Here is a 19,554-nt window from a genome sequence, read left to right as displayed (position 1 = left end):
GCTGCGCCATCAACCTTAAGCCAGCCTTAAGCCGCCTCAGATCCACTTGGCCAGCGGCGGAAGGCTCATCAGCACGGCATTGGCATCGTGGCCGGTTTCCAGCCCGAACTTGGTGCCCCGGTCATAGACAAGGTTGTATTCGGCATAAAGCCCGCGGTGAACCAGCTGTGCATCGCGGTCGGCCTCGGACCAGACCTGACCCCGGCGCCGGTCGACCAGCGGCTCGAAGGCAGGCAGGAACGCCTCGCCCACGGCGCGGGTAAAGGCAAAGTCGGCGTTCCAGTCGCCAGTGTTCAGATCGTCGTAGAAGATGCCGCCGACCCCGCGCGCCCGGCCACGATGGGGGACAAAGAAATATTCATCGGCCCAGGCGCGGAATTTCTCGTAATAGCGCGGGTCATGGGCATCGCAGGCGGCTTCCATGGCGGAATGGAAATGGGCGGTGTCCTCGGCATATTCCAGCGCGGGGTTCAGATCGGCGCCGCCCCCGAACCACCAGGCATGAGGGGTCCAGAACATGCGGGTGTTCATGTGGACGGCCGGGCAATGCGGGTTGCGCATATGGGCCACAAGGCTGATGCCGCTGGCCCAGAAGCGCGGATCGCTTTCCATCCCCGGCACACCGCGGGCCGCCATCGCCTTTTGCGCGCGCGGCTGCAAGCTGCCGTGAACGGCGGACCAGTTGACGCCCACTTTCTCGAACACTCGCCCGCCGCGCATCACCGACATGATGCCGCCGCCGCCATCATTGGCCCGGCTGGTCGGGGTCACCTCGAACCGCCCGGCGGGAAGGTCCGATCCGGGGCCAGAGGTGTGCCGGTCCTCCAGCGCCTCGAAGGCGGCGACGATACGGTCGCGCAGCTTTCGGAACCAGCCGGAGGCGCTGGACTTGCGGTCTTCGAATTCGGAATCGAGCATGGCGGCCTCCGGCAGCTTTCCCCTTGCCATAGCAAGATGGAGCGCCGCTGGCCAGAGCGGTGCACGCGATGCGCAGCGGGGCCGCGCCCCCTCCCCTTGCCGGGGGAGAGGGCCGATCCGCCTTACAAGGTGATGCGATAGCTGGCGAAGCCGTCGCTGCCCGGTCCCACCAGGTCGATGTTCAGCCCGCGCTTGCGCACATCGTCCAGATGCGCCTCGGCCCTGGGGCCGGTCTGGAACAGCACCGAGGCCCCTGCGATCGGGGCAAAGGTCCAGTTCGCATCGGCCGCCGGGGCGATGGTGCCCTTTTCGACGATATAGCGCACGATGATGTCGCGGTTGGTGTCGGGCGCGCGCAAGATCACCGTGGACCCGTCGGCACCGGGGAAGTTGCCCCCGCCCGAGGCGCGGTAATTGTTGGTCGCCACGATGAACTCCTGTTCGGGGTCGACCGGCTTGCCCTGATACATCAGATCGGTGATCCGGCTGGCGCGCAGCATGTTGATCTCGCCATTGGGCAGGAACAGCGCGGGCTGCGACAGGTCGATCCTGTAGGTCACCCCGTCGATAACGTCATAATTGTAGCTGGGGAAGTCGGGGTTCAGCAGCGGCTGGTCGGCCTTGCCCGGCTCGATCTGGTTGAAGGCGCCGGCGGACCGCTCCAGCCAGCCTTTCAGCTGCTCGCCCGTGATGCGCACCACCTGCAAGGTGTTGGGGTAAAGGTAAAGATCGGCCACGTTCTTGATTGCAACCGGCCCCGGCGCGACATCGGTGTAATATTCCGGCCCGCCCCGGCCACCGGCCTTGAACGGCGCGGCGGCAGACACCAGCGGCAGCCCTTCATGTTCGGTGCCCTTGAGCAGCTGGGCCACATACCAGGACTGCGCCATGTTGACGATCTGGACCGAAGGATCGTCCGCCACCAGCGCGAAATAGGAATGCAGCGGGGCATCGGTCCTGCCGACCTCGGCGCGGACATAATCCAGCGTCTCGGCGTGAACCGCCGCAGTGGCCGCGATGGCGGGGGCATAGTCGCCAACCAGCGCTTTGACCTTGCGATCAGGCGTCCTTTCGCTGATCGGCCGCAGCGCGCCTTCGCCCGAGGCGACGGTCCAGCCATCGCCCGACTTCTCCAGCATCAGGTCGATGATCCCCAGATGCGAGCCCCAGAACCCCGCCATCGCCGCCGGAACACCGCGGATATGACCGTTCGAGGCATCAAGTTCCGCCCCCTCAAAGTCCTTGGCGGGCCACAGCTTGTGCTGATGACCCAGCACGATGGCATCCACCCCCTCGATCCCGGCCAGATGCCAGGCGGCGTTTTCCATCCACCTGGCTTCCTCGGCAGTGTCGATGCCGCTATGCGACAGCACGATCACGATATCGGCGGTCTTGCGCAGCTCGGGCACCCAGGCGCGGGCGGCCTCGAGGATGTCGCGCGCATGGTGGGTGCCTTCCAGATGCGCGCGGTCCCATTGCATGATCTGCGGCGGGGCAAAGCCGATGATGCCGATCTTCAGCGCATGGTCCGCGCCGCTGCCGTCCTTGATGGTCTTGTCCAGCACGACATAGGGCTGCACCAGCAGCTTGTCTTCCAGCGGCGTCGCGCCCAGTTCGGTCGCCACATTGGCGCAGACCACCGGGAAACCGGCGCCTGCATTCACCAGCGTCAGGAAATCGACGCCATAGTTGAATTCGTGGTTACCCAGCGTCCCGGCATCATAGCCGACCGCGTTCATCCCGGCGATCACCGGGTGAATGTCGCCTGGCTTCATGCCCTTCTTGTAGGCGATGTAATCGCCCATCGGGTTGCCTTGCAGATAATCGCCATTGTCCACCGTGATGCTGTTCGCGGCCTCGGCGCGCAACTCGGTCAGGATGGTGGCGGTGCGGGCCAGCCCGGCAGTGTCAACCGCCCGGTCGGCGTAATAGTCATAGGGCTGCACATGGCAATGCAGGTCGGTGGTCGCCAGAATGCGCAGATGCGCCTGACCGGCCTGCGCACGCGCGGTGAACGGATGCACCAGCATCAGCCCGCCAGCTGCGGCGGACGACAGGATCAGGCGGCGTCGGGTGATCATGGGCGACATGGCGGAAACCTTGGCAATGGGCCGCGCGGCGCGGCGGTTGGATTCGCAGGTGTTCAATCACGTCACTGTAACAGCCACGAGGCACGGTGGTAGGCCCCTTGCGTCACGCGCAGGAAGGCTTAGCCTGTTTCCACAGGAGTCCCGTCATGCGTGCATATGCCCCCCTTGCCCTTCTTGGATTGCTGGCCGCCTGCGGCACGCCGCAGGAACAGTGCATCCGCCTGGGCGCCCGCGATCTTTTTGTGATGAACCGGCTGATCGACGAAACCCGCGCCAACATTGCCCGCGGCTATGCGCTCGAAGAGGTCGAGGTCGACAACTGGACCTGGGTTCGCTGCGGCCCGCCGCCAATGGTCGACGGCAAACCTGCCGGCCCGCCCGAGATGTGCTTTGAAAACGTCCCGCGCATCGAGGTGCGTCCAAAGGCCATCAACCTGACCGAGGAACGCGCCAAGCTGACCAGCATGGAGGCAAAGCAACGCGAACTCGAACGCGCCGCGGCGCCGGTCATTGCCGAATGCAAGGCGAAATATCCAGAGTGATCGCGGCGACGGGCTGGCCCTCGGGTCATGGGCGCGGTCTCGAGACATCGCGCCCATGACAGCGGTCCCTGCCGCGCAAACGAGGCTCGCCTTGCTCTGCCCTCGCTGCTTTGCCTTTTTCCAAATACCCAGCGCGGCCGGGGCCAGGCGCAGCGGTTGACCGGGGGCGGGCGGCCTCAGGTCGCGCTGGCCTGCATGGTGATGGCCCCGTTCTGTGCGGCGGTCCACAAGGCCAGGCCATCGGGCGCGCGGGTGCCGTTGACGCTCATGCGCTGGCCATCGAACAGCGGCGCGACGCCGCGAAAGCGGAAGTCGCCAGGCATCCGGCCCAGCATCCGCGCCGCCATGGCCAGCAGATATGTCGCCTGCAACGGGCCGTGGACGACCAGACCGGGATACAGCTCCTCATCCCGGCAATAGTCACGGTCATAATGGATGCGGTGGCCGTTGAAGGTGACAGCCGAATATCGCGCCAGCAGGACAGGGCTTGCCGCGATCTCCTCGCGCCACTCGGCCGGGGCGATGGTGTCCGGCGCGGGCGCGGCCATGCTGGGGGTGATGTCGCGGTAGACGATGTCGTGCTGCTCGTTCAGCACCAGACCCGAGGGTCCGTGATACTCGTGCAGCACCGCGACAAAGCACAGCGCCCCGCTGCGCCCTTCCTTGACCTCGACCGAGGCGACGCGCGACAGGCGGTGGATCTCGTCCCCCACCCGAAAGGTGCCGTGAAACTGCAACCGCCCCCCGGCCCACATCCGGCGCGGCAGCGGCACCGGCGGCAGGAACCCGCCGCGTGCCGGGTGGCCATCGGGGCCAAGCCCCGACATGGGGGCAATGTCGGGCGAGAGACACCAGTGAATTCCGCTCGGCGCCACATCGCCCGGTTGCGGGGTGTCCTTGCCGTCCAGAATGGCGTCCAGACCATGCGCCAGCCGGGGGCTGATCGTATCGCGGCTTTCGCGCGTCGTGCCGACCCATTGGCGCAGATGGTCGATGTCCAGCGTGCTCATTGGGTGCCTTCAGTAGGAACGGGGCAGGCCAAGGATATGCTCGGCCACATAGGACAGGATCAGGTTGGTCGAGATCGGCGCCACCTGATACAGCCGGGTTTCGCGGAACTTGCGTTCCACATCGTATTCGCAGGCAAAGCCAAAGCCGCCGTGGAACTGGATGCAGGCATTCGCGGCCTCCCAGCTGGCCTTGGCGGCCAGATACTTCGCCATGTTCGCTTCCGGCCCGCAGGGCAGCCCGGCATCGAACTTGCGGCAGGCCTGCCAGCGCATCAGGTTTGCTGCCTCGACCTCGATATAGGCTTCGGCGATGGGGAACTGCACCCCCTGATTTTGCCCGATGGGCCGGCCAAAGACCACGCGGTTCTTGGTGTAATCGACCACCCGGTCGGTGAACCAGTAGCCATCCCCGATACATTCCGCCGCGATCAGCGCGCGTTCGGCGTTCAGCCCGGTCAGGATATACTTGAACCCCTGACCTTCCTGCCCGATCAGGTTTTCCGCCGGGATCTCCAGATTGTCAAAGAACAGCTCGTTGGTCTCGTGGTTGACCATGTTCAGGATCGGACGGACCTCCAGCCCCTTGCCGATCGCCTCGCGCAGATCGACCAGAAAGATCGACAGCCCCTCGGAACGTTTCTTCACCTGATCCACCGGCGTCGTGCGGGCCAGCAGGATCATCAGGTCGGAATGCTGAATGCGGCTGATCCAGACCTTCTGCCCGTTGATGACCCAGCGATCGCCCCGCCGCACGGCGGTGGTGCGCAGGTTGGTGGTGTCGGTGCCGGTGGTGGGTTCGGTCACGCCCATGGATTGCAGGCGCAGCTCGCCCGTGGCGATCCTGGGCAGATAGGTGCGGCGCTGTTCCTCGGACCCGTGCCGGATCAGCGTGTTCATGTTGTACATTTGCCCGTGGCAGGCGCCCGAATTGCCGCCCGCGCGGTTGATTTCCTCCATGATGACAGAGGCTTCGGCCAGCCCCAGCCCCGAGCCGCCATAGGCCTCGGGGATCAGCGCCGACATCCAGCCCTCGCGCGTCAGGGCCTCGACAAAGGCCTCGGGATAGGCGCGGGCCTCGTCCACCTTGCGGTGATACTCTGGCGGGAACTGGGCGCACAACGCGCGCACCCCTTCGCGGATTTCGGGATAGGCGGCCTGCATGTCGTAAGTGTCGGGCATGGGATCCTCAGGCAAGGTGGTCGCGGACAGAGGCGGCGCCGGGCAGGCTGGCCAGCCGGTGCAGCCAGTCATCGGCGCCCGCGTTCAGCACCGGCCCGGCCAGGGCACCGAACTTGGCGGCGCAGGCGCCCGGCGTCGGAAAGGTTTCAGGCTCGCCCGACGGGTCGGCAATGCGCAAGCTGTGGGTGCTGCCCCCGGCCGTCACCTCCAACGTGGCGCCGAACGGGTGGCGCAGACCTTCAAGGCTGGGGTCGTTCCACACATCCACCCGCGCCGCGATGGCCTCGGCCTGCGGATTGCCCAGCAGGTCGTAATCGTCCCAGCCAAAGCGCCCGCGCAGCAGCGCAACTGCAGCCGCAAAGGGCATCGAGAATTGCCCCTCGACCACGCTGCGGGCGCGCTGCTTGGCGGCCAGCGGCGCGCCGACCAGCGCGATGCCGTTGCGGTGCAGCCCGACGCGGATGGCCGACACATCCTCGGCCCGCCAGCCGTGCTGGCGCTGCAAGTCCAGCAGGCCATCCACCGCCGCATGGGTATAGCGGCAGGCCGGATAGGGTTTGACCCCGATCCGCAGCGTCTCCCACACTTCGCCCAGCCCGGCAATCGCGCGGGCCGGGTCGGCGCCATCGCTGTAGCCGCGCAAAAAGCCGTGCGTGCCTTCCAGCGCCTCGGCCGAACCGATGAAACCGCCCTGGGCCAGCGTGGCGGCCATCAGCCCCTTCATCGCGGCCTCGCCCACCTGATAACGCTTGTTCCAGGCACCATTTTGCAGGAACTGCAGCGACCCGGACGCCTGACTGGCCGCCACCCCAAAGGCCGAGGCCATGGCCGCCCCATCCAGCCCCAGAAGCCGCCCGGCCGCTGCTACGGCGCCAAAGGTGCCGGCGGTGGCCGTCGGGTGAAAGCCGCGCGCGTAATGCGCCGTCGGGTCCAGCGCCATGCCCAGCCGGCAGCAGACCTCGAACCCGATCACGATGGCGGCCAGCAGATCGGCCCCCGAGGCGCCGGTCAGTTCCGCCGCCGCCAAGGCCGCAGGCACCACCGGCGCGCTGGGGTGCAGCGAGCTGTCGGAATGCGTATCGTCGAAATCCAGCGAATGGCCGAAAGTGCCGTTCAGCAATGCCGCCGCCGCCGCACCATAGCGCCGGTTGAGGCCAAAGACCGTGCAGGGCCCATCCCCCGCCAGCCCCAGCCGGTCCACCATGGCCAGAACCGACGGCGTCGAATCCGCCTCGTTCGCCGCCCGGATGATGGATCCGACCAGATCGGTCATCAGTGCCAGCGCCCGCGCCGGCACCTCGGGCGGCAGGGCGTCGGTCGGGGTGCCAGCGGCGAAATCTGCCAGACGGCGGGTCAGCTGCATATCAGTCTCCTTGCGCGCCGGACGACCATGAAAGGTTGGGGGCATAATTTGAAATAGAGAATTGCTAGGGAAGGAATAGCGCGATCTTATGGCTGGCCATCGGTGCCCCTGCCTGTTGGCCATACAGAACTTCTATAGCGGATCGAGGAAGGTGTTATTTGAAGTGATGGCATCTTTGCCTGATCTTTGGGCACCAGGGCGCCCGGCCCGCATGTCGGCGGGCGGAAGGGGCCACGGGCGGGGGATGCGCAAGATGAGATGCCGGGATCTGGAAGGGCTGCTGGTCGTCTCGGTCGAACAGGCGGTGGCCGCCCCCTATCTGTCCTCGCGGTTGGCCGAGGCCGGCGCGCGGGTGATCAAGATCGAACGGCCCGAGGGCGATTTCGCCCGCGGCTATGACGGGCTGGTCATGGGCGAAAGCGCCTATTTCGTCTGGCTGAACCGGGGCAAGGAATCGGTCTGCCTCGATCTGCGCGATGCGGGCGCGCGCGAGGTGCTGGCCGGCATGGTGGCGCGGGCCGATGTGTTCATCCAGAACCTTGCGCCGGGCGCCATCGCCCGGCTGGGCTTTGACCCCGCCGATCTGCGCGCGCGCGACCCCCGGCTGATCACGGTGTCGATCTCGGGCTATGGCGATGCGGGGCCGCTGAAACACCTCAAGGCCTATGACCTTCTGGTGCAGGCCGAAAGCGGGCTGTCCTCGATCACCGGAACGGGCGACGACATGGCCCGCGTCGGCATTTCGGTGTGCGACATTGCCGCCGGGGTCACGGCGCATCAGGCGGTGCTGCAGGCGCTTTATGCGCGGGCGCAGACAGGGCAGGGGCGGCGCATCGACGTGTCGCTGTTCCATGCACTGAGCGACTGGATGAACGTGCCCTATCTGCAATTCGCCTATGGCGGCCGCGAAGCCGCGCGCAGCGGGCTAAGCCACCCGACCATCGCCCCCTATGGCGCCTATGCAGGCGGCGACGGGCGGCCGATCCTGCTGGCGGTGCAGAACGACCGCGAATGGCGCCGCTTCTGCACCGAGGTGCTGGGCCAGCCCGCCCTGGCCGACGATCCGCGCTTTGCCGGCAACGCGGCGCGGGTGGCCAACCGCGCCGCGCTGGGGGATCTGATCGCCGCCGCCTTTGCCCCGCTGGACCGCGACGCCATCGCCGCCCGGCTCGAGGCGGCCCAGATCGCCTATGGCCGGATTTCCTCGATGGCCGATCTGGCCAGCCACCCGCAAAACCGGATGGTCGAGGTGATGACGCCCGCCGGCCCGGTGCGGATGCTGGCCCCGGCAATCCTGATCGATGGCCAGCCGACCGACCCGGGCCCGGTTCCGGCGCTTGGTCAGCACACCGCCGCCGCCCTGGCCGAATTCGCGGGCGGCCAGGCCGGATAAACAACCGCCTGGCCGCGCCGCCCGATGCCGGCACCCATAAGCGCCGTCATTGTCATGGCCGCCACACGCCCCTCCGCCCCTCCTGGCCCGCACCGCGCGGCCTGCCGGGAACGCCCCCCGACCCCGCACCCGGCCTGCAGTCTTTGCCTTTTTCCAAATACCCATCCCCGGTCGGGGCCTGGCACGTCGGCCGCCCGATCGCGCGGCGCCCCTGCGGCCGGCCGGCGCTTGCGGCGGGGCGGTCGGGGGACTAGGCTGCCCGGACCCGGCAGGATTGATCCATGGACGCGCGCCAGCTTCGCTATTTCGTTGCCATTGTCGAACAGGGCTCGTTCTCGCGCGCGGCGGCCTTGCTGCGGGTGGCGCAGCCCGCCCTGTCGCTGCATGTGCGCAACATGGAGGCCGATCTGGGCACCCAGCTGCTGTTTCGCAGCCCCAAGGGCGTCCTGCCGACCGAGGCAGGGGCGATCTTGCTGCGCAATGCCCGCATCATCCTGGACCAGTTCGCCATTGCCGAAGACGAGATCCGCGGCCATGAAAACGACCCTTCGGGCGAGGTTCGGCTGGGCCTGCCCGGCACCATCGGGGAAATCCTGTCGGTTCCGCTGATCACCGCCGCCCATCAGCGCTATCCCAGGATCAAGCTGCGCATCGCCGAGGCGATGAGCGGCTTCGTTCTGGAATGGATGCGCGAGGCGCGCATCGACCTGGCCGTGCTCTACCGCGATGTCAGCGACCACGGCATTTCCACCGTGCGGCTGCTGGAAGAAGAGCTGATGTTCTTCGGCCCTGCACGCGATCCATTGCGCCCTGACCTGCCGCCGCCCGGAACGGCCATGCCCTATGACCAGATCGCGCGGTTGCCGCTGATCCTGCCTGGCGCGGCACATGGGCTGCGCGAGCTGCTGATGCGCCATGCGCTGGCCTCGGGGCTGGATCTGAACACGGTGATCGACGTCGATTCCTATGCCAACATCAAGGAACTGGTGCGCATCGGCTTTGGCTATTCGATCCTGCCGGAAAACGCGGTTGCCCGTGACATTGCGGCCGGCGCGCTGCGCGGCTGGACGATCGAGGGCCCGACGATCCTGCGATCGGTCCATCTGGCGCATTCGGTCGAGCGGCCGATGACCAATGCCGTCGCCGCCATCCAGACCCTGACCTGCGAGGTGCTGCGCGATCTGGCCCGCAGCGGCCGCTGGATCGGGGCCCAGGCGCTGACCCCCGAAGACAGCGCCGAGGCCTGAGCCCAAGGCCCGTCGGCCATCATGGCAAAGGACCGGGGCCGGTTGCCGCCCCGATTGACGGGGCTCGCTGGCCTTGGTCATAACATTGCACGATAGTGATGATCATTAAATTATAATTTCCGGTGATATCGGCCGCTGCTAACCTTTCCCGGACACCCCCGGAAGCACGCGGGGGGAGGCGCGACAGGAAACCGGCAAGCCCTCGCGGCGCGCCTCAATCCACCCCTTGGAGGAGGGGGGCGCGCGCCGAAAACTGGGCAACGTCGGCAGGGGGAACGCATGACATCCAAGGGCCTGTTCCGGCTCCTCAATCAGGAGCGGATCGTCTTTCTGTTGACGATCCTGCTGTTCGCGCTGTTCACCACATTGCTGCCCGGCTTCCTGTCGGCCAACAACATGCTGGCCCTGCTGCGCAGCGTTGCGGTGCTGGGCATTCTGGGCGTTGGAATGCTGGTCGTCGTGCTGGGTCGGGGGATCGACCTGTCGATGGTGGCGACCATGGCGATCTCGGTCGCCTGGGCGCTGCAACTGGTCAGCACGGGCACGCCGCTGGGCACGGCGCTGGTCATGGGCCTGGGCTTTGCCCTGATCATGAGCCTGATCACCGGCCTTCTGATCGCCTATGCCGATATCCCGCCGCTGTTCGCCACGCTGGCCATGGCCACGTTCATCTATGGCTTCGGGCGGTCGAACCTGATCACCGGCACCGATGTGGTCTACATGCCGAACGATATCGGCTGGATCAAATCGCTCGGGCAGGGCTATTTCCTGGGCGTGCCGATGCCGGTGGTGGTGGCGTTGATCGTGGCGGCGCTGGTCTGGGCCTTTCTGCGCTTTACCAAGCCGGGGCGGTTCATCTTTGCCATCGGGGACAATGCGGCCGCCGCGCGGATCACCGCGATCCCGGTTCGCCCCATGCTGGTCACGCAATATGTGCTGTCGGGCGGCATCGCCTTTCTGGCCGGGATCATCACCGCGACCTCTGTTGCCGCGATGAACACCCGCGTCGTCAATTCCAACATGATCTATGACGTGATCCTGGTGGTGGTGCTGGGCGGGGTCGGCCTGTCGGGCGGGCGCGGGAATGTGCGCAACGTGATCGTCGGCACCCTGCTGATCGGCGTGCTGATGAACGGCATGACCATCATGGACATTCAATACACCGTCCAGAACGTCATCAAGAGCCTGATCCTGCTGCTGGCGATCGTGGCCGACAGCATTCTCAACCCGCGGGACGAACAGACCGGGCAGCAGGGCGATATCTGACCCTGCCGCCGCCAGACCAACAATAACCAACGAAATTGTCAGGGAGGACAACAAGATGGGAACCATTCGCAAGCTGGGCCTTGGCCTTGCCACCATCGCCGGGATTACCGCCGGCGCGCTGTCGGCCAGCGCGCAGGACTTCAAGGATCCGTTCCGCGAACCCGCGATGGAAAGCCTCAAGGGCAAGAAGATCGCCTATCTGCCGATCTCGATCGGCTTTGACCTGGCGCAGGCCTGGGGCGGCGTCGTCAAGCAGCAGGCCGAAGTCTACGGGATGGAATTCACCTCGCAGGATCCGAACTGGAGCACGGACGCCATGGCGCAGGGCTTTACCGCGCTGCTGGCTGAACAGCCCGATGTGATCGTGACGCAAAACCCCGACATCCAGTCGCTGGCCCGCCTGATGAAGCAGGCGAACGCCAAGGGCATCGTCGTCGTGCAGATGAACATGGCCGGCGCCGTGCAGACCGATGCCGTCGTCGCCCCCGACCTGATCGGCATGGGCGAAAAGATCGCCCAGAAGGTCGTCGAGAAATGCGGCAAGGGCACCAACACCTCGCACAAGGTGTCGATCGTGCAGGGCGTGCTGACGGGCGGCGTCAGCTTCTATCAGGTGCAGGGCCTCAACAAGGTCTTTGCCGAGAACCCGGACATCCAGATCGTCTCCAGCCAGGCGGCGGACTGGGATGCGTCGAAGGCGCGGGCGATCACCGAAACCGTGCTGCAACAGCACCCGGACATCTGCGCCGTCATCGACGTGTGGGACGGGCAGGGCGTCGGCACGGGCGCCGCGATCAAGCAGGCGGGGCTGTCGGACAAGGTGTTCTTCATCACCTCGGGCGGCGGGGCGCAGTCGATGTGCGACATGCTGAAGGATGGCACCTTCACCGCCGCCTACAACTATGACGCCGTGGGCATGGGCCGCGATGCCTGGACCGCGATCATGGTCGCCTTGCAGAACAAGCAGGGCGGGGGCGCGATCAAGACGCAGATCTATTCGCCCTACCGCTACATGACCAAGGATGACGTCAAGGACGGCACCTGCTTCAACCCCGAGGATTACGCGCGTCTGCTGCGCTAAGCCACCACGCCGCGCGGTGCGCCGGGCCCGTCCCGGCCGCCGCCCTACCGGGGCCCTGCGGCCCCGGCCAATGAATGACAAGAGGTCGACGTGGCACGGGCAGGAACGCTTGCAAGGCTGAGATACCGCTTCATCCCCGATCATGTGATCGGTGAAATCCTGTCGAAGAAGTGGATCGACAACGCCATTCCCTTTCTGGTTCTGGTGGTGGTGATCGCAGCCTTCGGGATGCTGCTGCCCAACTTCTTTTCGGCCGGCAACCTGTCGATGACCGGGCGGCAGCTGGGGGAATTCGCCCTGGTCTGCCTCGCGATGATGACGGTGATCATCGTGGGCGGGATCGACCTGTCGGTCGGATCGAACTTTGCGCTGGGCAATTTCACCGCGCTGGCGCTGCTGAACCTGGCGGGCTGGCCGGTCTGGGCCGCGATCCCGGCGACGGTGCTGGTGTGCGGATCGGTCGGGCTGGTGAACGGGCTGCTGATCGGCTTTCTGCGGCTGAGGGCGTTTCTGACCACGCTGGTCACGCTGATCATCGTGCGCGCCATTGTCGACATGCTGCTGCTGAAATACGCGCAGGCCATGTCCATGAGCTTCTTCGACGATCCCTTCTGGGATCTGGTCGGCATGGGCGATGTGCTGGGCCTGCCGTTCAGCTTTGCGGTTCTGGTCGTGGTGGCGCTGGTCGGGCATATCCTGATCACCCGCTCGCGTCCCGGCTGGCGGGCGATGGCCATCGGCGGCTCGCGCCGGTCGGCGCATAACATCGGCCTGCCGGTGCGGGGCATCGTCTGTTCGGCCTATACGATCTCGGGCATGTTGTGCGGGCTGGCCGGCGTGCTCTACGCCGCGCGCCTGTCGGGCGCCGGTTCCGATACCGGCATGGGCCTCGAGATCATGGCCCTGACCGCTGCGGTTCTGGGCGGCAACAGCCTGGGCGGCGGGCGCGGATCGGTGGTCAAGGCGCTGATCGGTGCGGTGATCGTGCTGGTGATGACCAATGGCGTGCTGCGCCTTGGGCTGAATTCCGGCTCGGGTCCGATGGTGCTGGGGCTGACGCTGCTGTTCGCGGTGTTCATCGACGTGCGCTGGCTGAAGAACCGCGACAAGCTGCTGAACAAGGTCTATGTCTCGCCCACGCTGGTGGAGATGCCAGAGCCGCGCAGCACGTCCGAGGGTGCCTTTGCGGTGAACGACCGGCTGGCCGATGTGGAAATCATCGGCCTGGGCGAAATCGAAAGCCCCGAGGATGTGATCCTGGACGAGGATGACATCCTTTATACCGGCACGCGGCACGGCGATATCGTGCGCTTCTTCCCGCCCGATTACAAACGCCACGAGGTGTTCGCCCATGTCGGCGGCTCGCCCCTGGGCATGAGCTTTGACCGAGACAAGAACCTGGTGGTCTGTATCGGCGGCATGGGGCTTTACAAGGTCGCCCCCGATGGCACCGTCTCGAAGATGACGGATGAAACCAACCGCTCTCCCCTGTCGGTGGTCGATGACAGTCGGCTGCGGCTGGCGGATGATTGCGACATCACCCCCGATGGCAAGGTCTATTTCTCCGAAGCGACCGTGCGGTATGAAATGCACGACTGGCCGGTCGATGCGCTGGAAAGCCGTGGCAACGGGCGGATCATCTGCCACGATCCGGCCACCGGCAAGACCCATACCGTGGTGCGCAAGCTGGTGTTCCCCAATGGCGTGTGCACCGCGCGCGATGGCCAGTCGGTGCTGTTCGCCGAAAGCTGGGGCTGCCGGATCAACCGGCTGTGGGTCAGCGGCCCCAAGGCCGGCAAGGTCGAGGTCGTGGTGGACCGTCTGCCGGGTTACCCGGACAACATCAACCGCGCCTCGGACGGCACCTATTGGTGCGCCATCATGGGGATGCGCTCGCCCGCGCTGGATGTGGCCTTGCGGATGCCGGGCTTCCGGCGCCGCATGTCGCGCCGCATCGCGCCCGACCAGTGGCTTTACCCGAACCTCAACATCGGCTGCGTGATCCGCTTCAACGATCAGGGCGAGGTGCTGGAATCGCTGTGGGATCGCGGGGCAAAGAACCATCCGATGATCACCTCGATGCGTGAACACAAGGGCTGGCTGTATCTGGGCGGGATCACCAACAACCGCATCGGCCGCGTGCGGCTGAAGGATGCCGACCCGACCTGGTCTGCCTGGTCCGACTATTGGGGGAAAAGGGCATGATGGGCGCGTTGCGAACCCTGTCGGATCGACTGCTGGGCCGGGGCAGCGCCGCGCTGACCGTGCCGCCGCTGGATGGCGCGCTGAAGCCGAACAACCGGCTGGAAGATGCCGCGCCCGGCATTCCCGCCGGTGCCCCCCGCGCGCTGGTCGTGCAGGGCGGGCGCGTGCTGTGGGCCGAAGGCACGCAGGTTATGTCCGACTCCGGTCCGGTGGCCGAGACGGCGGGCATGATCACCGCGCTTGCGGTGATGCCCGATGGCCAGCTGGCTATTGCGGCCGAGGGGCAGGGCATTGCCATCGGCGGCACCGTGCCCCCGGCGCTGGCGGGCCTGTCCTGCGTGACCGCGCTGGCCTGCGATGCCTCGGGCGCGCTGTGGATCGCCGTTGGATCCACCGTGCATCCCTTTGCCGACTGGTCGCGCGATTTTCTGGAACTGCGCCGGTCGGGCCGCGTGCTGCGCTGGACGCCTGGCAGCGCGCCCAGGGTGATGGCCGATCGGCTGGGCTTTCCCAACGGCCTTCTGCCCCGCGCCGATGGCATGGTGGTCAGCGAGGCCTGGGCCAAGCGGTTGATCCGGCTGGACGACAGCGGCCGCCTGACCCAGCTGATGGAGGACCTGCCAGGCTATCCGGCCGGTCTGGCACCATCGGCAGGCGGCGGCGCGTGGCTGGCGCTGTTCGCGCCGCGCAGCCCGCTGCTGGAACTGGTCTTGCGCGAACCCGCCTATCGTCGCGCCATGATGGCCGAGGTGGATCCCGAATTCTGGATCGCCCCGGCGCTGCGGTCCGGCTATTCGTTCCACGAACCCATGCAGGGCGGCGCGCTGAAGTCGATGGGCATTCTCAAGCCCTGGGCGCCGACCCGGTCCAGCGGGCTGGTGGTCGAACTCGATGCCGGGTTCGTGCCACTGCAAAGCCTGCACAGCCGCGCCGGCGGGCAGCGCCATGGCATCACCTCGGTCCTGGAAACGGGCGGTGTGCTCTGGGCGGCCTCGACCGGCGGAAACGAAGTGCTGCGCCTTGATCCGGCGCGGGGGAGGGGCTGATGGAGCCGATCATCGAACTGCGGGGCGTCACCAAGGAATTCCATGGCGTTCCGGCCCTGAGCGACGTGAACTTCACCCTGATGCCGGGCGAAATCCATGCCCTTCTGGGCGAGAATGGCGCGGGCAAGTCGACGCTGACCAAGATCATCGCGGGCGTTCACAGCCCGACGCATGGCGAGGTGCGCTTTCGCGGCGAGGCGCTGGCCTTTTCCCGCCCTGCCGACGCGCTGCACAATGGCATTGCGATGGTGTTTCAGGAAACCTCGCTGGTGCCCTCGTTGACGGTGGCGCAGAACATCTATCTGGGCAACGAAGGGTTCCTGAACCGCCTGCGCGGCATCTACATTTCCGCCCAGCAGTTCCTGCAATCGCTGAACTTCAACGTCGATCCCACCATGTTCGTCAGCCAGCTGGGCGCGGCGCAAAAGCAGATGGTGGAAATCGCCCGCGCCGTTCACCACAAGGCGCGGGTCATCATCTTTGACGAACCCACCGCCACCCTGACGCCCGAGGAAAAGCACCATTTCTTTGGCCTGGTCGCGCGGCTCAAGGCCGACGGGGTGTCGATCATCTTCATCACCCACGCGCTGGAAGAGGCGCTGGCGATTTCCGACCGCATCACCATCTTGCGCGATGGCCAGCATGTGGTGACGGATCAGGCCAGCGCCTTTGACCGCGACCGCATCATCGGCCATATGGTCGGCCGCACCCTGACCGAGGAAATCTATCAGAAAGGCGCCCGCGCCCCTCGCCCCTATGGCGCCAAGGTGCTGAGCGTTCAGAACCTGTCGATGGGGCGGATGGTGCGCAACACCTCGTTTTCCGTCTATGCCGGACAGATCACCGGGGTGTTCGGCCTGATCGGATCGGGCCGGACGGAAACCGCCAAGATCATCGCCGGTGTCATCAAGCGCGACTTCCTGCATGGCGGCGAGGTGCGGCTGGGCGGGCGGTCGGTGCGCTATCGCACCCCGCGCCCGGCGGTCAAGGATGGCATCGTCTACGTCACCGAGGATCGCAAGCTGGAAGGCTTCTTCGAGACGAAATCCATTGCGGAAAACATCTATACCGGCCTGCTGGGCGCCGATCTGAACCGCATGCCCATCGTGTCCTACAAGGAGATGATGGATCTGTCGCAGGACTGGACCAAACGGCTGAACGTGCGCGCCATCGACGGCAATGCCAAGGTGATCGAGCTGTCGGGCGGCAACCAGCAAAAGGTGGTGATCGCCAAATCGCTGGTCCAGCGGCCCAAACTGGTGATTTTTGACGAACCGACTCGCGGGGTTGACGTGGGGGCGATTGCCGAACTTCATGCGGTGATCAACGAACTGGCCGACAGTGGCCTCGCCGTGGTTGTCATCTCGTCCTATCTGCCGGAAATCATGAACCTGGCCGACCGTGTGCTGGTCGCGCGGCAGGGCCGGGTGGTCGAGGAATTCGGCATCGACGAGGCCACCGAGGAAAAGATCATGTATGCGGCCGTCCACTAGGCCGCCGGAGGACACACCATGAAGATCACCGCCGCCGTTCTGGAAGAGATCGGCCGCCCCGGCCCCTATGCCGAAACCCTGCCGCTGACCGTGGGTCAGATCGACCTTGCCGATCCGCAGCGCGGCGAGGTGCTGGTGCGCGTCGCGGCGGCGGGCCTGTGCCATTCCGACCTGTCGGTCATCAATGGCGATCGGCCGCGTCCGGTGCCCATGGTGCTGGGCCATGAAGGGTCGGGCGTCGTCGAACGGCTGGGCGAAGGTGTCGACGATCTCAAGGTCGGGGACCATGTGGTCTTTGTCTTTGTGCCGTCCTGCGGGCATTGCGGTCCCTGTCAGGCAGGGCGCCCTGCGCTGTGCGAACCCGGCGCTGCGGCGAACGGGCGGGGCGAGATGCTGGCGGGTGGCACGCGCCTGTCGCGGGGTGGCCAGGTGGTGCATCACATGACGGGCGTGTCGTCCTATGCCAGCCATGCGGTGATCAGCCGCCGCAGCCTTGTGAAGATCGACCCGGACATCCCGCTGAACATTGCCGCGCTGATGGGCTGCGCGGTGCTGACCGGCGCGGGGGCGGTGTTCAACATGGGCGCGGTGCCGCCGGGCAGCCGGGCGGCGGTCGTGGGCCTTGGCGGTGTCGGTCTGGCCGCGATCCTTGGCGCGGCGGCGGCGGGGGCCGAGACGATCATCGCGGTCGACACGCTGCCTGCCAAGCTGGATCTGGCGCGCGAACTTGGTGCGACGCATTGCTTCGATGCCTCGGATCCCGACCTGACCGCCCGCATCAAGGAGGCAACGGGGGGCGGTGTCGATGCCGCGCTGGAATTTGCCGGATCCGCCCGCGCGCTGGAATCGGCGTTTTCCTTTACCCGGCGCGGCGGAACGACGATTTCGGCGGGCCTGACCAACCCCAAGGCGGTGCTGAACATCTCGCCCCTGACGTTGGTGGCCGAGGAACGCAGCCTGCGTGGCAGCTATCTTGGCTCGGGCGTGCCGGCGCGCGACATTCCGCGGTTCCTGGGGCTTTACCGGCGGGGCAAGCTGGCGGTGGACCGGCTGATGACCCACCGCATCCGGCTGGACCAGATCAACGAAGGGTTCGACCGCCTGCATCATGGCGAGGCGATCCGGCAAGTCATCGAATTTCAGGACTGAGACCATGCAGCAGCGCGACGACCGCATCCACGACTATCAGGTCTATATCGGTGGCCAGTGGGGCGGGGCGGCATCCGGGGAAACCTTTGACAGCCTCGATCCCTATACCGCCAAGGTCTGGGCGCGCATCCCGCGCTGCGGCGCCGCCGATGTGGACCGGGCGGTCACGGCGGCCCGCGCCGCGCTGGACAGCGGGCCATGGGCGACGATGCACCCGACCCAGCGCGGTCTGCTGCTGCGCCGACTGGCCGAGCTGATCGCCCGTGATGCCGACCGGCTGGCCCTGTCCGAGGTACGCGACAACGGCAAGCTTTGGGCCGAGATGCGCGGCCAGTGCGGCTATATCCCGCAATGGTTCCACTATTTCGGCGGGCTGGCCGACAAAATCGAAGGCGCGGTTCTGCCGATCGACAAGCCCGACATGTTCACCTACACGCGCCACGAACCCGTGGGCGTGGTGGCGGCGATCACGCCGTGGAACTCGCCGCTGCTGCTGCTGACCTGGAAGATGGCGCCTGCGCTGGCGGCGGGCTGCACCATGGTCATCAAACCGTCCGAATTCACCTCGGCCTCGACGCTCGATCTGATGCGGCTGGTCGAGGAGGCAGGCTTTCCCCCCGGTGTGGTCAACGTGGTCACCGGCTTTGGCCCTGAGGCGGGCGCCGCGCTGACCGCGCATCCGGGCGTTGACAAGATCGCCTTTACCGGCGGCGAGGGCTCGGGCCGGGCCATCGCGAAAACTGCGGCCGATACGTTCAAGCGGCTGACGCTGGAGCTGGGCGGCAAGTCGGCGCAGGTGATCTTTGAAGATGCCGTGCTGGACAATGCCGTGCGTGGCGTGGTCTCGGGGATCTTTGCCGCCAGCGGGCAGACCTGCATCGCCGGATCGCGGGTGATCGTGCATGAAAGCCTGCACGATGCCTTTGTGGAAAAATTCGTGGCCCTGGCCCGCACCGCGCGGATGGGGGATCCGCTGGATCCGGCCACTCAGGTCGGCCCGGTGACCACCCCGCCGCAATACCGCCGTATCCTGGATTGCATCGCCATGGCGCGTCAGGGCGGGGCGACCTGCGCCATGGGCGGCGAGCCGGCAAAGCGCCCGGAATGTGGCGACGGCTGGTTCATCGAACCCACAGTGTTCACGGGCGTGACCAACGACATGGCCATTGCCCAGACCGAGGTGTTCGGCCCCGTGCTGTCCGTCATCTCGTTTCGCGACGAGGACGAGGCCTGGCGGCTGGCGAACGATACCCCCTATGGGCTGGCTGCCGGGGTCTGGACGCAGGACCAGCGCCGCATGTTCACGGCGGCGAAAAAGCTGCGGGCGGGGATGATCTGGACCAATTGCTACCGGACCGTCAGCTACATGTCGCCGTTCGGCGGGTTCAAATCGTCGGGCATGGGCCGCGAAAGCGGGCAAGAGGCGATCCGCGACTACCTGGAAACCAAGGCGGTCTGGATGGATTACGGCGCAGAACAGGCCAATCCTTTCGTTCTGCGCTGATGCGTCGGTGGCGCGCGTCGAAAGGGGGGCCTTCTGCCCCCCTCTTGGCCTGACGGCCCGGCGCCGGT

Annotated in this window: 15 protein-coding genes; 10 read left to right on the top strand and 5 right to left on the bottom strand. The window is 66.4% G+C overall.

The features are described 5' to 3' along the window. Positions 1-36: 36 nt before the first annotated feature. Both hemF and G481_RS0119320 read right to left on the bottom strand, forming a co-directional pair. Positions 37-918, bottom strand: coding sequence for an oxygen-dependent coproporphyrinogen oxidase (hemF, locus tag G481_RS0119325; RefSeq protein WP_028031451.1), 882 nt, complete (start codon positions 916-918; stop codon positions 37-39). Positions 919-1,040: 122 nt separating this feature from the next. Beyond that, positions 1,041-3,008, bottom strand: a complete 1,968-nt coding sequence (locus tag G481_RS0119320) for a bifunctional 2',3'-cyclic-nucleotide 2'-phosphodiesterase/3'-nucleotidase (RefSeq protein WP_028031450.1) — start codon at positions 3,006-3,008, stop codon at positions 1,041-1,043. Between the two features lie 146 nt (positions 3,009-3,154). Here G481_RS0119320 and G481_RS0119315 point away from each other — a divergent pair, with 146 nt between their 5' ends. After that, positions 3,155-3,550 (top strand): hypothetical protein, encoded by a 396-nt coding sequence (locus G481_RS0119315; RefSeq protein WP_028031449.1) that lies wholly within the window; start codon positions 3,155-3,157, stop codon positions 3,548-3,550. Between the two features lie 176 nt (positions 3,551-3,726). On the opposite strand, the gene G481_RS0119310 is transcribed toward G481_RS0119315, so the two are convergent. Genes G481_RS0119310 through G481_RS24660 form a run of 3 tightly spaced genes read right to left on the bottom strand, consistent with a single transcriptional unit; the run spans position 3,727 to position 7,102 of the window. Next, positions 3,727-4,560 (bottom strand): HTD2 family dehydratase, encoded by an 834-nt coding sequence (locus G481_RS0119310; protein WP_028031448.1) that lies wholly within the window; start codon positions 4,558-4,560, stop codon positions 3,727-3,729. A gap of 9 nt (positions 4,561-4,569) precedes the next feature. Next, positions 4,570-5,739 carry an acyl-CoA dehydrogenase family protein gene (locus G481_RS0119305; RefSeq protein ID WP_154664696.1) on the bottom strand — a complete coding sequence of 390 codons (1,170 nt, stop codon included), beginning with the start codon at positions 5,737-5,739 and terminating at the stop codon, positions 4,570-4,572. 7 nt (positions 5,740-5,746) lie between these two features. Next, positions 5,747-7,102 carry an MmgE/PrpD family protein gene (locus G481_RS24660; protein WP_035026810.1) on the bottom strand — a complete coding sequence of 452 codons (1,356 nt, stop codon included), beginning with the start codon at positions 7,100-7,102 and terminating at the stop codon, positions 5,747-5,749. 253 nt (positions 7,103-7,355) lie between these two features. Between G481_RS24660 and G481_RS0119295 the strand changes: the two genes are divergently transcribed. From G481_RS0119295 to G481_RS0119255, 9 genes are all read left to right on the top strand, one after another. Beyond that, positions 7,356-8,495 carry a CaiB/BaiF CoA transferase family protein gene (locus G481_RS0119295; protein WP_028031446.1) on the top strand — a complete coding sequence of 380 codons (1,140 nt, stop codon included), beginning with the start codon at positions 7,356-7,358 and terminating at the stop codon, positions 8,493-8,495. Positions 8,496-8,776: 281 nt separating this feature from the next. Then, positions 8,777-9,742 (top strand): LysR substrate-binding domain-containing protein, encoded by a 966-nt coding sequence (locus G481_RS0119290; protein ID WP_028031445.1) that lies wholly within the window; start codon positions 8,777-8,779, stop codon positions 9,740-9,742. 279 nt (positions 9,743-10,021) lie between these two features. After that, complete coding sequence (locus G481_RS0119285) at positions 10,022-11,008, top strand: ABC transporter permease (protein WP_028031444.1); 987 nt, start codon at positions 10,022-10,024, stop codon at positions 11,006-11,008. A 55-nt stretch (positions 11,009-11,063) separates the two neighbouring features. Then, the gene (locus G481_RS0119280) at positions 11,064-12,089 is read left to right on the top strand and encodes a sugar ABC transporter substrate-binding protein (protein WP_028031443.1); all 1,026 of its coding nucleotides are present in this window, start codon (positions 11,064-11,066) and stop codon (positions 12,087-12,089) included. 90 nt (positions 12,090-12,179) lie between these two features. Continuing rightward, entirely contained in the window at positions 12,180-14,294 is a 2,115-nt protein-coding gene (locus tag G481_RS0119275; RefSeq protein WP_028031442.1) for an ABC transporter permease, read from the top strand. Continuing rightward, positions 14,291-15,340, top strand: coding sequence for an SMP-30/gluconolactonase/LRE family protein (locus G481_RS0119270; protein ID WP_028031441.1), 1,050 nt, complete (start codon positions 14,291-14,293; stop codon positions 15,338-15,340). Before G481_RS0119275 ends, G481_RS0119270 begins: the two co-directional genes overlap by 4 nt. After that, a complete protein-coding gene (locus tag G481_RS0119265) occupies positions 15,340-16,833 on the top strand; it encodes a sugar ABC transporter ATP-binding protein (protein WP_028031440.1) in 1,494 nt (497 codons plus the stop codon). The genes G481_RS0119270 and G481_RS0119265 overlap by 1 nt, the downstream gene beginning before the upstream one ends. An 18-nt stretch (positions 16,834-16,851) precedes the next feature. Continuing rightward, entirely contained in the window at positions 16,852-17,982 is a 1,131-nt protein-coding gene (locus G481_RS0119260; protein ID WP_028031439.1) for a zinc-dependent alcohol dehydrogenase family protein, read from the top strand. 4 nt (positions 17,983-17,986) lie between these two features. Then, a complete protein-coding gene (locus G481_RS0119255) occupies positions 17,987-19,486 on the top strand; it encodes an aldehyde dehydrogenase (RefSeq protein ID WP_028031438.1) in 1,500 nt (499 codons plus the stop codon). The last annotated feature ends 68 nt before the right edge of the window (positions 19,487-19,554 follow it).

It is taken from the genome of Gemmobacter nectariphilus DSM 15620, from assembly GCF_000429765.1.
Taxonomy (GTDB): domain Bacteria; phylum Pseudomonadota; class Alphaproteobacteria; order Rhodobacterales; family Rhodobacteraceae; genus Wagnerdoeblera; species Wagnerdoeblera nectariphila.
The sequence above is the reverse complement of the archived record's forward strand: the minus strand, read 5'-3'. Positions and strand labels throughout refer to the sequence as shown.

Bases quoted from the DNA above. Each gene is read 5' to 3' on its own strand.
- hemF (WP_028031451.1), bottom strand. From the start codon at position 918: ATGCTCGATTCCGAATTCGAAGACCGCAAGTCCAGCGCCTCCGGCTGG.
- G481_RS0119320 (WP_028031450.1), bottom strand. From the start codon at position 3,008: ATGTCGCCCATGATCACCCGACGCCGCCTGATCCTGTCGTCCGCCGCA.
- G481_RS0119315 (WP_028031449.1), top strand. From the start codon at position 3,155: ATGCGTGCATATGCCCCCCTTGCCCTTCTTGGATTGCTGGCCGCCTGC.
- G481_RS0119310 (WP_028031448.1), bottom strand. From the start codon at position 4,560: ATGAGCACGCTGGACATCGACCATCTGCGCCAATGGGTCGGCACGACG.
- G481_RS0119305 (WP_154664696.1), bottom strand. From the start codon at position 5,739: ATGCCCGACACTTACGACATGCAGGCCGCCTATCCCGAAATCCGCGAA.
- G481_RS24660 (WP_035026810.1), bottom strand. From the start codon at position 7,102: ATGCAGCTGACCCGCCGTCTGGCAGATTTCGCCGCTGGCACCCCGACC.
- G481_RS0119295 (WP_028031446.1), top strand. From the start codon at position 7,356: ATGAGATGCCGGGATCTGGAAGGGCTGCTGGTCGTCTCGGTCGAACAG.
- G481_RS0119290 (WP_028031445.1), top strand. From the start codon at position 8,777: ATGGACGCGCGCCAGCTTCGCTATTTCGTTGCCATTGTCGAACAGGGC.
- G481_RS0119285 (WP_028031444.1), top strand. From the start codon at position 10,022: ATGACATCCAAGGGCCTGTTCCGGCTCCTCAATCAGGAGCGGATCGTC.
- G481_RS0119280 (WP_028031443.1), top strand. From the start codon at position 11,064: ATGGGAACCATTCGCAAGCTGGGCCTTGGCCTTGCCACCATCGCCGGG.
- G481_RS0119270 (WP_028031441.1), top strand. From the start codon at position 14,291: ATGATGGGCGCGTTGCGAACCCTGTCGGATCGACTGCTGGGCCGGGGC.
- G481_RS0119265 (WP_028031440.1), top strand. From the start codon at position 15,340: ATGGAGCCGATCATCGAACTGCGGGGCGTCACCAAGGAATTCCATGGC.
- G481_RS0119260 (WP_028031439.1), top strand. From the start codon at position 16,852: ATGAAGATCACCGCCGCCGTTCTGGAAGAGATCGGCCGCCCCGGCCCC.
- G481_RS0119255 (WP_028031438.1), top strand. From the start codon at position 17,987: ATGCAGCAGCGCGACGACCGCATCCACGACTATCAGGTCTATATCGGT.